The sequence below is a fragment of the Streptomyces sp. CA-243310 genome (genome assembly GCF_050936775.1).
In the GTDB taxonomy this organism is placed as follows: Bacteria; Actinomycetota; Actinomycetes; order Streptomycetales; family Streptomycetaceae; genus Streptomyces.
Genome location: NZ_JBNJMF010000001.1, coordinates 1,845,487 through 1,859,107 on the forward strand (window position 1 = coordinate 1,845,487; position 13,621 = coordinate 1,859,107).

13 protein-coding genes are annotated in these 13,621 nt (G+C 71.7%); 9 read left to right on the plus strand and 4 right to left on the minus strand.

The window, feature by feature from the left end; translation table 11 throughout:
• Positions 1 to 8 precede the first annotated feature (8 nt).
• From ispG to ACQEVM_RS08690, 4 genes are all read left to right on the plus strand, one after another.
• Entirely contained in the window at positions 9 to 1,166 is a 1,158-nt protein-coding gene (ispG, locus tag ACQEVM_RS08675) for a flavodoxin-dependent (E)-4-hydroxy-3-methylbut-2-enyl-diphosphate synthase (protein ID WP_053675232.1), read from the plus strand.
• Between the two features lie 147 nt (positions 1,167 to 1,313).
• Positions 1,314 to 2,159, plus strand: a complete 846-nt coding sequence (locus ACQEVM_RS08680) for a GNAT family N-acetyltransferase (RefSeq protein WP_266950198.1) — start codon at positions 1,314 to 1,316, stop codon at positions 2,157 to 2,159.
• Between the two features lie 128 nt (positions 2,160 to 2,287).
• Positions 2,288 to 2,860, plus strand: a complete 573-nt coding sequence (locus tag ACQEVM_RS08685) for a GNAT family N-acetyltransferase (protein ID WP_433076590.1) — start codon at positions 2,288 to 2,290, stop codon at positions 2,858 to 2,860.
• A gap of 42 nt (positions 2,861 to 2,902) precedes the next feature.
• On the plus strand, positions 2,903 to 4,597 hold the full coding sequence (locus ACQEVM_RS08690) for a proline--tRNA ligase (RefSeq protein WP_433076592.1): 1,695 nt from the start codon (positions 2,903 to 2,905) through the stop codon (positions 4,595 to 4,597).
• Between the two features lie 46 nt (positions 4,598 to 4,643).
• Here ACQEVM_RS08690 and ACQEVM_RS08695 read toward each other — a convergent pair whose 3' ends face one another.
• From ACQEVM_RS08695 to ACQEVM_RS08710, 4 genes are read right to left on the minus strand one after another with little or no spacing between them, the layout of a single operon-like run.
• Positions 4,644 to 5,609, minus strand: coding sequence for a slipin family protein (locus ACQEVM_RS08695; protein ID WP_433076594.1), 966 nt, complete (start codon positions 5,607 to 5,609; stop codon positions 4,644 to 4,646).
• Positions 5,610 to 5,651: 42 nt separating this feature from the next.
• Positions 5,652 to 6,554 carry an aminoglycoside phosphotransferase family protein gene (locus ACQEVM_RS08700; protein ID WP_433076596.1) on the minus strand — a complete coding sequence of 301 codons (903 nt, stop codon included), beginning with the start codon at positions 6,552 to 6,554 and terminating at the stop codon, positions 5,652 to 5,654.
• A 16-nt stretch (positions 6,555 to 6,570) separates the two neighbouring features.
• Entirely contained in the window at positions 6,571 to 7,029 is a 459-nt protein-coding gene (locus ACQEVM_RS08705) for a ferritin-like domain-containing protein (RefSeq protein WP_433076598.1), read from the minus strand.
• A complete protein-coding gene (locus tag ACQEVM_RS08710) occupies positions 7,026 to 7,532 on the minus strand; it encodes a hypothetical protein (protein ID WP_433076600.1) in 507 nt (168 codons plus the stop codon). Before ACQEVM_RS08710 ends, ACQEVM_RS08705 begins: the two co-directional genes overlap by 4 nt.
• Before the next feature lie 277 nt (positions 7,533 to 7,809).
• On the opposite strand from ACQEVM_RS08710, the gene rimP reads away from it, so the two are divergent.
• The 5 genes from rimP (at position 7,810) to ACQEVM_RS08735 (ending at position 13,601) form a co-directional block, all read left to right on the plus strand.
• Complete coding sequence (gene rimP, locus ACQEVM_RS08715; RefSeq protein WP_267797553.1) at positions 7,810 to 8,307, plus strand: ribosome maturation factor RimP; 498 nt, start codon at positions 7,810 to 7,812, stop codon at positions 8,305 to 8,307.
• 2 nt (positions 8,308 to 8,309) lie between these two features.
• Complete coding sequence (nusA, locus tag ACQEVM_RS08720; protein ID WP_433076602.1) at positions 8,310 to 9,392, plus strand: transcription termination factor NusA; 1,083 nt, start codon at positions 8,310 to 8,312, stop codon at positions 9,390 to 9,392.
• Between the two features lie 156 nt (positions 9,393 to 9,548).
• Positions 9,549 to 9,836, plus strand: a complete 288-nt coding sequence (locus ACQEVM_RS08725) for a YlxR family protein (protein ID WP_433076604.1) — start codon at positions 9,549 to 9,551, stop codon at positions 9,834 to 9,836.
• A gap of 148 nt (positions 9,837 to 9,984) precedes the next feature.
• Entirely contained in the window at positions 9,985 to 13,116 is a 3,132-nt protein-coding gene (gene infB / locus ACQEVM_RS08730) for a translation initiation factor IF-2 (protein WP_433076606.1), read from the plus strand.
• A 191-nt stretch (positions 13,117 to 13,307) separates the two neighbouring features.
• On the plus strand, positions 13,308 to 13,601 hold the full coding sequence (locus ACQEVM_RS08735) for a DUF503 domain-containing protein (RefSeq protein WP_053675255.1): 294 nt from the start codon (positions 13,308 to 13,310) through the stop codon (positions 13,599 to 13,601).
• Positions 13,602 to 13,621: the final 20 nt, after the last annotated feature.

Sequence of the window (13,621 nt, forward strand, 5' to 3'; positions counted from 1 at the left end):
CACAGCAGATGACTGCCATCTCTCTCGGAATGCCGTCCGTGCCGACGAAGCTCGCCGTCCGACGGGTCAGTCGCAAGATCCAGGTCGGTTCCGTGGCCGTCGGTGGAGACGCACCCATTTCGGTGCAGTCGATGACCACGACCCGCACCTCCGACATCGGCGCCACCCTCCAGCAGATCGCCGAGCTCACCGCCTCCGGCTGCAACATCGTCCGTGTGGCGTGCCCGACGCAGGACGACGCCGACGCGCTCGCCGTGATCGCCAAGAAGTCGCAGATCCCGGTGATCGCCGACATCCACTTCCAGCCGAAGTACGTGTTCGCCGCGATCGACGCCGGCTGCGCCGCCGTCCGCGTCAACCCCGGCAACATCAAGCAGTTCGACGACAAGGTCAAGGAGATCGCGCACGCGGCCAAGGCCGCGGGCACCCCGATCCGGATCGGCGTCAACGCGGGCTCCCTCGACGCCCGACTGCTCAAGAAGTACGGCAAGGCCACCCCCGAGGCGCTCGTCGAGTCCGCGCTGTGGGAAGCCTCCCTCTTCGAGGAGCACGGCTTCGGCGACATCAAGATCTCGGTCAAGCACAACGACCCGGTCGTCATGGTCAACGCCTACCGCCAGCTCGCCGCCGCCTGCGACTACCCGCTGCACCTCGGCGTCACCGAGGCCGGCCCCGCCTTCCAGGGCACCATCAAGTCCGCCGTCGCCTTCGGCGCCCTGCTCTCCGAGGGCATCGGCGACACCATCCGCGTCTCCCTCTCCGCCCCGCCGGTCGAGGAGATCAAGGTCGGCAACCAGATCCTGGAGTCGCTGAACCTCAAGCCCCGCCGCCTGGAGATCGTCTCCTGCCCGTCCTGCGGGCGGGCCCAGGTCGACGTCTACAAGCTGGCCGAGGAGGTCACGGCGGGCCTGGAGGGCATGGAGGTCCCGCTGCGCGTCGCCGTCATGGGCTGCGTCGTCAACGGCCCCGGCGAGGCCCGCGAGGCCGACCTGGGCGTCGCCTCCGGCAACGGCAAGGGCCAGATCTTCGTGAAGGGCGAGGTCATCAAGACCGTCCCCGAGTCGAAGATCGTGGAGACCCTCATCGAGGAGGCCCTGAAGATCGCCGAGCAGATGGAGAAGGACGGCATCCCGTCCGGCGAACCCACCGTCGCCATCGGCGTCTGAGCGACCCCGCCGTCACCACGGAGACCCCGACCCGTTCCCGCAGCTCGCGGGTGGGGTCGGGGCTTTTTCGTGACCCGTGGGACCAGGCATCCTCATGCGACGCCGGGTACAGTTCGGGGATCAGCAGACTTGCATGGTGAGGCCCCAGTGTTGACGCAGACCACCACCCGGGTCCTTGAGCCCAGTGATCTCGACGCCGCGCTCGCGGTCCTGGGACGCGACCCCGTCGAGAACGCCTTCGTCACCTCGCGCGTCCAGGTCGCCGGGCTCGACCCGTGGCGCCTCGGTGGCGAAATGTGGGGCTGGTACACCGACGGCGCGCTCCAGGCCCTCTGTTACGCCGGAGCCAACCTGGTCCCCGTCTGCGCCGGACCCGACGCCGTACGCGCCTTCGCCGACCGGGCCCGCCGCACCGGCCGCCGCTGTTCCTCCATCGTCGGCCCGGCCGAGGCCACCCGGCTGCTGTGGCAGCTCCTGGAGCCCAGCTGGGGCCCTGCCCGGGACGTCCGCTCCCGCCAACCCCTCATGGTCATCGAACAGCCGTCGACCGAGGTCAGGGCGGATCCCCTGGTCCGCCGGATCCGCAAGGACGAACTGGACCTGATCATGCCCGCCTGCGTGGCGATGTTCACCGAGGAGGTCGGCATCTCCCCGCTCGCCGGGGACGGCGGCCTGCTCTACCAGGCCCGGGTCGCCGAACTCGTCGGCTCCGGCCGCTCCTTCGCCCGCGTCGAGGACGGCAAGGTCGTCTTCAAGGCGGAGATCGGCGCCGCCACCCCCCGCGCCTGCCAGATCCAGGGCGTCTGGGTCGACCCCGAATTCCGCGGCCGGGGGCACTCCGAGACCGGCATGGCGGCCGTCGTCGAGTACGCGCTGCGCGACGTGGCCCCGGTGGTCAGCCTCTACGTCAACGACTTCAACACCGCCGCCCGGGCCTCCTATCGCCGCGTGGGCTTCCGCGAGGTCGGCGCGTTCATGAGCGTGCTCTTCTGACCCGCCCCCGGCCCGCTCCACCCGCAGCGGTCCCTCCCGCGGAAGCCGGGGCGTCGGCGCCGCGCGGGGCGGGCCGCCCGCGGAGAGGCCACGTATCCCTCGCCGGTACCCCCGAGTAAGGTCACGGCATGCTGCCTACCTCCGAGGGCGACGACCCCGACCGGCCCGCCGGACTCCGCATCACCGCCCTCGACCTCGCCGCCCGCGTGGACGAGGCCCTGCGCGTGCAAGCCGTCGCGTTCGGGCTCAGCGACGACGAGGTCGGCATCCGGCGCCACATCGTCCAGCGGCACATGGACTGCCGGGGCGCCCGCGCCCTCGGGGCGTTCACCGAGGACGGCGCGCTCGCCGGATTCGTGTACGGCATGCCCAACGACCGCGACCACTGGTGGTCCACCGTCGTCGAACCGCACCTGCGCGCCGGCGGTCACGACGGCTGGCTCGACCACTCCTTCGTCATCACCGAACTCCACGTGCACCCCGGATTCCAGGGCCGGGGCGTCGGCCGCGCCCTGATCACGCGGATCACCGACACCGCCGCCGAGCCCCGCTCGATCCTGTCCGCCATCGACACCGAGAGCCCCGCCCGCGGCCTCTACCGCGCCCTCGGATACACGGACCTCGCCCGCCGGGTGCACTTCCCCAGCGCGAGCCTGCCGTACGCCGTCATGGGCGCCCCGCTGCCCCTGCGCCGGCGCTGAATTCGTTTCGGACCCCGCGCCGGTCCCCGATAGCCTCCCGTCATGTCAACGCAACACGTGCAGCGCATGTCCCGCCTCATGGCCAAGACCCTCCGCGAGGACCCCGCGGACGCGGAGACCCTCAGTCACCGCATGCTGGTCCGCGCCGGCTACGTCCGGCGCAGTTCCGCCGGGGTGTGGACCTGGCTGCCGCTCGGCAAGCGGGTCCTGGACAACGTCTCGCGCGTCGTCCGCGAGGAGATGGACGCGATCGGGGCCCAGGAGGTCCTCCTCCCCGCGCTGCTGCCCAAGGAGCCGTACGAGGTCAGCGGCCGCTGGTCGGAGTACGGCGACCTGCTCTTCCGCCTCAGGGACCGCAAGGGCGCGGACTACCTCCTCGGCCCCACCCACGAGGAGATCTTCACCCTGCTGGTGAAGGACCAGTGCACGTCCTACAAGGACCTGCCGGTCATGCTCTACCAGATCCAGACCAAGTACCGCGACGAGGCCAGGCCGCGCTCCGGGGTGCTGCGCGGTCGCGAGTTCCAGATGAAGGACTCGTACTCCTTCGACGTGAGCGACGAAGGCCTGGCCGAGTCCTACGCCCTCCACCGCGCCGCCTACCGGCGGATCTTCGAGCGGCTCGGGCTGAACCACCGGATCGTCTCCGCGGTCTCGGGAGCGATGGGCGGCTCCGCGTCCGAGGAGTTCCTCGCCCCGGCCGAGGCGGGCGAGGACACCTTCGCCGACTGCCCGTCCTGCGACTACGCGGCCAACACGGAGGCGGTGACCTTCGCCTTGGAGCCGGTGGCCGGCGAGCACGCCCCGCCGGAGGAGATCCCCACCCCCGACACCCCCACCATCGAGACGCTGGCCGCGCACCTGGGCGTACCCGCCTCGGCGACGCTGAAGAACCTCCTCGTGAAGGTGGACGGCGAGATCGTGGCCGTCGGCGTACCGGGGGACCGCGAGGTGGACCTCGGGAAGCTGGGCGAGCATCTCGCCCCGGCCGTCGTGGAGTTGGTGACGGCCGAGGACTTCGCGGACCGGCCCGACCTGGTGCGCGGCTACGTGGGCCCCCAGGGCCTGGACAAGGTCCGCTACCTGGCCGACCCCCGTGTCGCGCCCGGCACTTCATGGGTGACCGGCGCCAACAAGCCCGACACGCACGCCCGCAACGTGGTCTGCGGACGGGACTTCGAGGTGGACCGGTACCTCGACGTGGTGGTCGTGAAGCCCGGCGACCCCTGCCCGCTCTGCGGTGTCGGCCTCCGCCTGGACCGCGCGATCGAGATCGGCCACATCTTCCAACTGGGCCGCAAGTACGCCGACGCCTTCGGGCTCGACGTGCTCGGCAGCCAGGGCAAGCCGGTCCGGGTCACGATGGGCTCGTACGGGATCGGCGTCTCCCGGGCGGTCGCGGCGCTCGCCGAACAGACGGCCGACGCACGGGGGTTGTGCTGGCCCGCCGAGGTGGCACCCGCCGACGTCCACGTGGTCGCGGCGGGCAAGGCCGTACCGTTGGCGCTCGCCACGGAAGCCGCCGAGGCGCTCGCCGCCGCGGGCCGGCGGGTCCTCCTGGACGACCGGCCGGGGCTGTCGCCCGGGGTCAAGCTCACCGACGCGGAGTTGATCGGCGTGCCGTGGATCCTGGTCGCCGGGCGCCGCTCGGCCGAGTCGGTGGTCGAACTCCAGAACCGCCGGGACGGCACCCGCGAGGAACTCCCGCTGGCGCAGGCGCTGGCCCGCCTGACGTGAAGCTCCCGCCGGGGCGCGGTGCCCCGGCGGGCGATCCGCGCCCCGGCTAGTCGCGTTCGGCCGGGGGCGGGTCGAGGGCCGGGGGCGCGTCGGGGTCCGCGCCCGGCTCGATGGTCGGGGTCGGGGTCGGTGTCGCGCCCGGCTCGATGGTCGGGGTCGGGGTCGGGGCCGCGCCCGGCTCGATGGCCGTGTCCGCCGGCGGGGCGGCCGGCGCCCCTTCCGGTGCGACGGGCGACCCCGAGGGCGCGGGGGCGGGCGCCGCGCGTTCGAGGAAGCGCAGGAGTTCCACCGGGAACGGCAGGACCAGCGTGGAGTTCTTCTCCGCCGCCACCGCCACCACCGTCTGCAGGAGCCGCAGTTGCAGCGCCGCCGGCTGCTCCGACATCACCTCGGCCGCCTCGGCCAGCTTCCTCGACGCCTGGAGCTCCGCGTCCGCGTTGATGATGCGCGCCCGCCGCTCGCGGTCCGCCTCGGCCTGCCGGGCCATCGACCGTTTCATGGTCTCCGGCAGCGAGACGTCCTTGATCTCGACCCGGTCGATCTGGACGCCCCAGCCGATCGCCGGGCTGTCGATCATCAGCTCCAGTCCCTGGTTCAGCTGCTCCCGGTTGGACAGCAGATCGTCCAGGTCCGACTTGCCGATGATGGACCGCAGCGAGGTCTGGGCCATCTGCGAGACCGCGAACCGGTAGTCCTCGACCTGGATGATCGCGTCGGCCGCGTCGACCACCTTGAAGTAGACGACCGCGTCCACCCGCACCGTGACGTTGTCCCGGGTGATGCCCTCCTGGGCCGGCACCGGCATCGTCACGATCTGCATGTTCACCTTGCGCAGCTTGTCCACGCCCGGGACAACGAAGGTGAAGCCGGGGCCCCGGACACCCTCCCGGAGCCGGCCGAGCCGGAACACCACGCCCCGCTCGTACTGCTTCACCACCCGGGCGGCGACGCCCAGGTACACCATGATTCCCACGCCTGCGGCGACAGCCGCTGTCAGCACTTCCTCGACCATGACGGCCCCCTGCCGTACATATGCACCTATGTACGTTATGCCCTACAACCAGGCCGCGAACTCCAACAACAGCTCGGCGTCCCGACGGCGCCCGGCGGCCAGCGCCCGGTTCCCCGACTCCACCGCGCGGAACACCGCCCAGCCCCGCAGCCGCTCCCGGTCCACGTCCAACGCGTCGGCCAGCTTGTTCACCCGCCGGCGCGCGCCCGACGCCCCCGTCGAGGAGGCGACCTGGTCCTCCAGCCGGTCCCTGACCAGCCGCGCGAGGTCGTAGGCCCGCTCGCCGACCACCGGGTCGGGACCGACCGTCAGCCACGGCGCCCGCTCCCCGGCCAGCACCTTGCCCTGCCGGAAGTTCCCGTGCAGCAGCAGCTCCTCACCCGGCGCCGCCGTCAGCTCCTCGCGGAGCGCGAGGGCCGTCGCGGCCAGCGCCTCGACCTCCGGGGGAGCCTTCCGCAGCGCCTCGGCCTGCCGGTCCGTGCGCTGCGCGACGGTCTCCCACAGGTGATCGGCCCCCGGGGCCACCCACAGCCGCCGGAGCGTGCCCGACGCCTCCAGCAGCGCCTTCGCCTCGGGCAGCGAGCGCAGCGACACCTCCGGATGCAGCCGCTCCAGGAGCAGCGCCCCGTCCTCCTCGTGGTACCGCGAGTCCAGGACCCGTACGGCCCCGAACCCGCCCCAGTGGGCGAGCGCCGCCAGCTCCCGGTCGGGCCGCGCCCCGGGGGGCGCCAGCTTCAGCGCGGCCGGGGTCCCGTCGGCGTACCGGACGAGGACCACCAGACTGCTGCGACCGCCCGGGGCCTGCACCCGCTGCGCGGCCACCTCACGCCGGGTCAGCGCCTCCTCGGTCAGTCGGGGCAACCGCCCCAGCCAGTCCGTGTCCCGCGTCGTCTCCGGCGTCTCGCCGAGCGCCCGTACCAGCCGCTGCGGCGGTTCGAAAGCCATGCGTGCGTGATCCCTTTCAGCTGGTCTGGGCTCGCTCCGAACGTTCCGTGAGCCCAGGGAAGGCTACGCCGACACCGCGCCAGCGCGCCGCGCGGACCGCCGCGGCGCTCAACGCGTCGGCCGCCTCGCGGCGCAACGGGCCGTCGGCGGCCCGCACCAGATCGGAGTAGGCACCGGCCACCCGGTCCTCGACGTCACCGGCGAGCCGCTCGGCGTCCGCCGGGGTGCCCAGTTCGAACGGCAGGGCGTACGCGGCCTCCGACGGACGGGGGGATCCGCCCAGGTCACGCACGGTCCGGGCGAGCGAGTCACGCCGCGCCAGGTGCTGCCCGTACGCCTCGCGGGCCTCGGGTGCGCGCGCCGCCGCGATGCGCGCGCCGATCACCCCGTAGGCGTACGCGGCTGCGTGCTCGGCGGCCAACGCGGACTGCGCGGCCTCCAACGGGCGGGTCGTCGCGGAGGGCTCGGGCTTCACGGTCGGGCTCCCGGGTTCGAGGTGAGCAGGTACGCGTGGACCGCACCGCAGGCCGCGACCGAGGCCAGCAGCCGGGCCAGCTCCCCGGGGGCGCCGGCCAGCGCGACGGTCCGGGTCTGGGCCAGGCTCCGCTCGGCGTCCGCGAGTTCGGCCAGGGCGTCGGCGGCCTTGGGCGGAACCGGCTCTCCGGAGCGCGACGGCGTGGCCGAGGCGGAGGGCGAAGGGGAGGCCCGCTGCTCGTCCGACCGGCCGGGTTCGACGAACGCCAGGGCGGCGGGGTGCGCCGCGACGGAGGCGCGCAGCGGTCCCAGCCGCCCGGCCAGGTCCGGATGGGCGGCGATGGTCCTGTCGTAACGTTCCAGCAGATCCTCGCTGTCACGAACGGCACCCTCCCGCATCCGCCGTTCGAGTGAGACTTCGGTGCTCGCACCGGAGGAGTCGTCACCCCCCGAGCACCCGCTGAGCAGTGCGGCGCCGCCCGCGCCGACGGCCGTGACGAGCACGCTGCGCCGCGAGGGGCGTGTTGCGCGCGAAGGACGCGGGGGACCGGCGGGCTCCGCCGGCTCCGGGAAACCCGAGGTCCGCACGGGTGCGGAGGGCGGGCGTGGCGTGGTCCAGGGCACGGTGACGTCCTCCGGAGGTGACGGCGGGGCGGGTGTGATCAAGGTACCCGGGGCCCGTCCCGGAGCGCGGACGGCAACACCCTCCGCGACCGGATACCCTTTGACCTGACACGCGACAGAAAACCACAACAGCACACGCGGCCGAGGAGTCACCCGGATGAGCACCACCCAGAGCGACAGGCTGCGCGGACTGCTGGAGCCGCTGGTCACCGCCAAGGGCCTGGACCTCGAAGACATCGAGACGTCCAAGGCGGGCAAGCGCCGGATGCTGCGGATCATCGTGGATTCCGATGAGGGTGTGGAACTGGACGCCTGTGCCGAGCTGAGTCGCGAGGTCTCCGATCTGCTCGACGAGAGCGACGTGATGGGCGAGGACGAGTACGTCCTCGAAGTGAGCTCGCCGGGCGCGGACCGCCCGCTGACCGAGCACCGTCACTACATCCGGGCGATCGGCCGTCTCGTGAAGTTCCAGTCGGTCGAGAGCGGGGAACTGATCGCCCGCATCCTCGACGTCGACGACGAGGGCATGGACCTCGAAGTACCGGGTGTGAAGGGCCGCAAGGCGACCACCCGCCGCATCGCATTCACCGACATCGTCAAGGCGCGTGTCGAGATCGAGTTCAACCGCAAGGACAAGAAGGAAGAGGAGGCGTAGTCGTGGACATCGACATGAGTGCCCTACGGGGTCTGGTCCGGGAGAAGGAGATCTCCTTCGACCTGCTCGTCGAGGCGATCGAGTCGGCCCTCCTCATCGCGTACCACCGCACCGAGGGCAGCTTCCGCCGCGCCCGCGTCGTGCTCGACCGCACCAATGGTCACGTGGTCGTGTGGGCGACGGAAGACCCGAAGGATCTCGAAGAGGGCCAGGAGCCCAAGGAGTTCGACGACACGCCGTCGGACTTCGGCCGGATCGCCGCGACGACCGCCAAGCAGGTGATCCTCCAGCGTCTGCGCGACGCCGAGGACGACCTGACCTTCGGCGAGTTCCTCGGCCGCGAGGGCGACGTCATCACCGGCGTCGTCCAGCAGGGCAAGGACCCCAAGAACGTCCTCGTCGACATCGGCAAGCTGGAGGCCATCCTGCCGGTGCAGGAGCAGGTCCCCGGCGAGGAGTACACCCACGGGCTGCGCCTGAAGGCGTACGTGGTGCGTGTCGCGAAGGGCGTCCGCGGCCCGTCCGTGACCCTCTCGCGGACCCACCCCAACCTGGTGAAGAAGCTGTTCGCCCTGGAGGTCCCGGAGATCGCCGACGGCAGCGTCGAGATCTCGGCCATCGCCCGCGAGGCCGGCCACCGCACCAAGATCGCCGTCCGCTCCACGCGCTCCGGCCTGAACCCCAAGGGCGCCTGCATCGGCCCCATGGGCAGCCGCGTGCGCAACGTGATGGCCGAACTGCACGGTGAGAAGATCGACATCGTCGACTGGTCGGACGACCCGGCGGAGATGGTCGCCAACGCCCTGTCACCCGCCCGGGTGAGCCAGGTCGAGGTCGTCGACTGGGACTCGCGTTCCGCCCGCGTGACCGTGCCCGACTACCAGCTGTCGCTGGCCATCGGCAAGGAGGGCCAGAACGCCCGCCTCGCCGCGCGGCTCACCGGCTGGCGCATCGACATCCGTCCGGACACCGAGGACCCCTCGGACCGGGACGGCGACCGCGGCGGCGACCGGGACCGCGGCGGCGACCGGGACCGCGGCGGCGACCGTGGTGCGGACCGCCACTCCGACCGGCGCGGGGAATAAACCACTACCGGTCGGTGGTTTTCGGCCGGTAGACAGGGACCCCGCAGGTCGGGGTCCCTGACCTGTGGGTCCTCCGGGATCCACGTGAATCACAACGACATCCGTTCGATTTTTCGCCCGAAGGGGTGAGGTCGGTGCGGGGAGGTAGACTTAGGCGTGTCTGGCCGGACGCAAGCCCGCGCATGCCCCGAACGCACCTGTGTGGGGTGTCGGGAGCGAGCGGCCAAGAGCGATCTGCTGCGCATCGTGGCGGTCGAGGACGAATGCGTCCCCGATCCTCGCGGTACGCTGCCCGGCCGGGGTGCCTACGTGCACCCCGCCGTGGTCTGCCTCGACCAGGCGGTCCGCCGCAGAGCGTTCCCCCGGGCCCTCAGGTCCGCCGGAACGCTCGACACGGCGACACTGCGCAAAGCCGTGGCCGGTGAGGCCGGGGCGACACCGTAAGAAGTAGTACGGCACGGATACCCCGTGCGGTCAGGTACCTCGCGAGTTGGAAGTAGGTCGAGATTGCGATGAGCACTCGATGAGTACGCGATGAGTACGCCCATGAAGTAGCGACGGTCCGGCGTAACCCGGACCTAAAAGGAGCGAAGTGGCTAAGGTCCGGGTATACGAACTCGCCAAGGAGTTCGGGGTAGAGAGCAAGGTCGTCATGGCCAAGCTCCAAGAACTCGGTGAATTCGTACGTTCGGCGTCCTCGACGATCGAGGCGCCTGTCGTACGCAAGTTGACTGACGCACTGCAGGGGCCCGGCGGCAACGCCGGCAAGTCCGCTGCAAAGCCCGGCGCGCCCCGCAAGACAGCGCCCGCCAAGCCCGCAGCGCCCTCCCCGGCCGCTGCGGCACGTCCTGCCGCCCCGAAGCCCGGTGCACCGGCCCCCAAGCCGGTCGTCGCCGAGGCTCCGGCCGCCAGTACCCCCGCCCCGGTGACTCCGGCCGCATCCGGCCCGCGTCCCGGTCCCAAGGCTCCGGCCGCCCCGAAGCCCGCTCCGGCGGCTCCCGTGGCGACCGAGTTCTCCGCGCCTCCGGCGGCCCCGGCCGCCCCGGCGCGCACCGAGCGTCCCGCCGCGGCCGCCCCCGGCCCCCGTCCGGCGCAGCAGCGTCCGGCCCAGGGTCAGGGCGGTCAGTCCGGCGCACGTCCCGGCGCCCCGCGCCCGGCCGGTTCCGCCCCCGGCGGTCCGTCCCAGCGTCCCGCCGGCGGTGCCGGTGCCCCGCGTCCGCAGGGCGCCCGTCCGGCCGGTCCCCGTCCGGGCAACAACCCGTTCACCTCTGGTGGCTCCACCGGCATGGCGCGCCCGCAGGCGCCCCGTCCGGCCGGCGCTCCCCGTCCCGGTGCCCCCGGCGCCGGCGGCGGCCAGGGTGCTCCCCGTCCGCAGGGCGGCCCCGGTGGCGCCCCGCGTCCCCAGGGTCAGGGCGGCGCCCGCCCCACCCCGGGCGGCATGCCTCGTCCGCAGGGCGGCGCCCCGCGTCCCGGTGGTGCTCCCGGCGGTAACCGTCCCAACCCGGGCATGATGCCGCAGCGTCCCGCTGCCGGTGGTCCCGGTCCGCGTCCCGGCGGCGGCCCCGGTGGCCGTGGTCCCGGTGCGGGCGGTGCCCGTCCCGGCGGCGGCGCCGGTCGTCCCGCGGGCGGCGGCTTCGCCGGTCGTCCGGCCGGTCCGGGCTCGCGTCCCGGCGGCGGTGGCGGCTTCGGTGGCCCCCGTCCCGGTGGCGGCGGCTTCGGTGGCGGTCCGGCCGGTGCCGGTGGCGGCGGTCGTCCCGGCTTCGGCGGGCGTCCCGGTGGTCCCGGTGCCCGTGGTGGCACGCAGGGCGCCTTCGGTCGTCCCGGTGGTCCGGCCCGTCGTGGTCGCAAGTCCAAGCGTCAGAGGCGCCAGGAGTACGAGGCCATGCAGGCCCCGTCGGTCGGCGGCGTGATGCTGCCGCGCGGCCAGGGCGAGACCGTTCGCCTGTCGCGCGGTGCCTCCCTCACCGACTTCGCGGAGAAGATCAACGCCAACCCGGCGTCGCTCGTCGCCGTGATGATGAACCTCGGCGAGATGGTCACCGCCACGCAGTCCGTCTCCGACGAGACCCTCGAAATGCTGGCCGGCGAGATGAACTACACGGTTCAGATCGTCAGCCCGGAGGAAGAGGACCGCGAGCTCCTCGAGGGCTTCGACATCGAGTTCGGCGAGGACGAGGGCGGCGAGGAATTCCTCATGCCGCGTCCGCCGGTCGTGACCGTCATGGGTCACGTCGACCACGGTAAGACCCGACTGCTCGACGCCATCCGCAAGACGAATGTCGTCGCGGGCGAGGCCGGTGGCATCACGCAGCACATCGGTGCGTACCAGGTCGGTACCGAGGTCAACGGTGAAGAGCGCAAGATCACCTTCATCGACACCCCGGGTCACGAGGCGTTCACCGCCATGCGTGCCCGTGGTGCCAAGTCGACCGACATCGCGATCCTCGTGGTCGCGGCCAACGACGGCGTCATGCCGCAGACGATCGAGGCGCTCAACCACGCCAAGGCCGCCGGCGTCCCGATCGTCGTCGCGGTCAACAAGATCGACGTCGAGGGTGCGGACCCGGTCAAGGTGCGCGGTCAGCTCACCGAGTTCGGTCTCGTCGCCGAGGAGTACGGCGGCGACACGATGTTCGTCGACATCTCCGCCAAGCAGGGTCTGCACATCGACTCCCTGCTGGAGGCCGTCGTCCTCACCGCCGACGCCTCGCTCGACCTGCGTGCCAACCCGGAGCAGGACGCTCAGGGTATTGCGATCGAGTCCCACCTCGACCGTGGTCGCGGTGCCGTCGCGACCGTCCTCGTGCAGCGCGGTACCCTCCGCGTCGGCGACACGATGGTCGTGGGCGACGCCTACGGCCGAGTGCGCGCCATGCTCGACGACAAGGGCAACAACGTCGAGGAAGCGGGTCCGTCGACCCCCGTCCTGGTCCTGGGTCTCACCAACGTCCCCGGCGCCGGCGACAACTTCCTCGTCGTGGACGAGGACCGTACGGCCCGTCAGATCGCCGAGAAGCGTGCTGCGCGAGAGCGCAACGCCAACTTCGCCAAGCGCGTCCGTCGTGTGTCCCTCGAGGACCTCGACTCCGTGCTCAAGGCCGGTCTGGTCCAGGAACTCAACCTCATCATCAAGGGCGACGCGTCCGGTGCGGTCGAGGCTCTCGAGTCCTCGCTGCTCCAGCTCGACGTCGGTGAAGAGGTCGACATCCGGGTCCTGCACCGCGGTGTGGGTGCGGTCACCGAGTCCGACATCTCGCTGGCGATGGGCTCCGACGCCATCGTCATCGGTTACAACGTCCGTGCGGCCGGTCGCGCCGCGCAGATGGCGGACCGCGAGGGTGTCGACGTCCGCTACTACTCGGTGATCTACCAGGCCATCGAGGAGATCGAGGCGGCCCTGAAGGGTCTCCTCAAGCCGGAGTACGAAGAGGTCGAGCTCGGTACGGCGGAGGTCCGCGAGATCTTCCGCTCGTCCAAGCTGGGCAACATCGCGGGTGTTCTCATCCGCTCCGGCGAGGTCAAGCGCAACACCAAGGCGCGGCTCCTGCGCGATGGCAAGGTCATCGCCGAGAACCTCACCATCTCCGGTCTGCGCCGCTTCAAGGACGACGTCACCGAGATCCGCGAAGGCTTCGAGGGCGGTATCAACCTCGGTTCCTTCAACGACATCAAGATCGACGACGTCATCGCGACGTACGAGATGCGCGAGAAGCCCCGCGCGTAAGCGCGAGGCGGTTCGCACCGTGTCGTAAGGCGTAAGGCTCGTACGGCCGAAAGGCCGTACGAGTAGCACCGGGGCCGGTCGGCGGAATATCCGTCGATCGGCCCCGGCCGTTGCGTGTACGGTTCTGGTGATCCTGCCGCGCGTAGGCCGGCAGGCCACCGAACCCGCACCGGCGGGACATCCGGAACTGCATGTACGTGGGGACTCTGTCCTTCGATCTGCTCCTCGGCGACGTTCACTCGCTGAAGGAGAAACGCTCCGTCGTCCGGCCCATCGTCGCCGAGCTCCAACGCAAGTTCTCCGTGAGCGCGGCAGAGGTGGGCGACCAGGACCTGCACCGCAGGGCCCTCATAGGGGTCGCCCTGGTGAGTGGGGACGCGGGGTTCGTGTCTGACGTACTGGACCGCTGCGAGCGGTTGGTCGCGGCACGTCCTGAAGTGGAACTGCTGTCGGTACGACGGCGGCTCCACGGTGATGAAGACTGACTGCAAGACAAAGAAGGAGA

Bases quoted from the DNA above. Each gene is read 5' to 3' on its own strand.
- rimP (WP_267797553.1), top strand. From the start codon at position 7,810: ATGAGCACCACCCAGAGCGACAGGCTGCGCGGACTGCTGGAGCCGCTG.
- ACQEVM_RS08685 (WP_433076590.1), top strand. From the start codon at position 2,288: ATGCTGCCTACCTCCGAGGGCGACGACCCCGACCGGCCCGCCGGACTC.
- ispG (WP_053675232.1), top strand. From the start codon at position 9: ATGACTGCCATCTCTCTCGGAATGCCGTCCGTGCCGACGAAGCTCGCC.
- ACQEVM_RS08690 (WP_433076592.1), top strand. From the start codon at position 2,903: ATGTCAACGCAACACGTGCAGCGCATGTCCCGCCTCATGGCCAAGACC.
- ACQEVM_RS08700 (WP_433076596.1), bottom strand. From the start codon at position 6,554: ATGGCTTTCGAACCGCCGCAGCGGCTGGTACGGGCGCTCGGCGAGACG.
- ACQEVM_RS08735 (WP_053675255.1), top strand. From the start codon at position 13,308: ATGTACGTGGGGACTCTGTCCTTCGATCTGCTCCTCGGCGACGTTCAC.
- ACQEVM_RS08695 (WP_433076594.1), bottom strand. From the start codon at position 5,609: ATGGTCGAGGAAGTGCTGACAGCGGCTGTCGCCGCAGGCGTGGGAATC.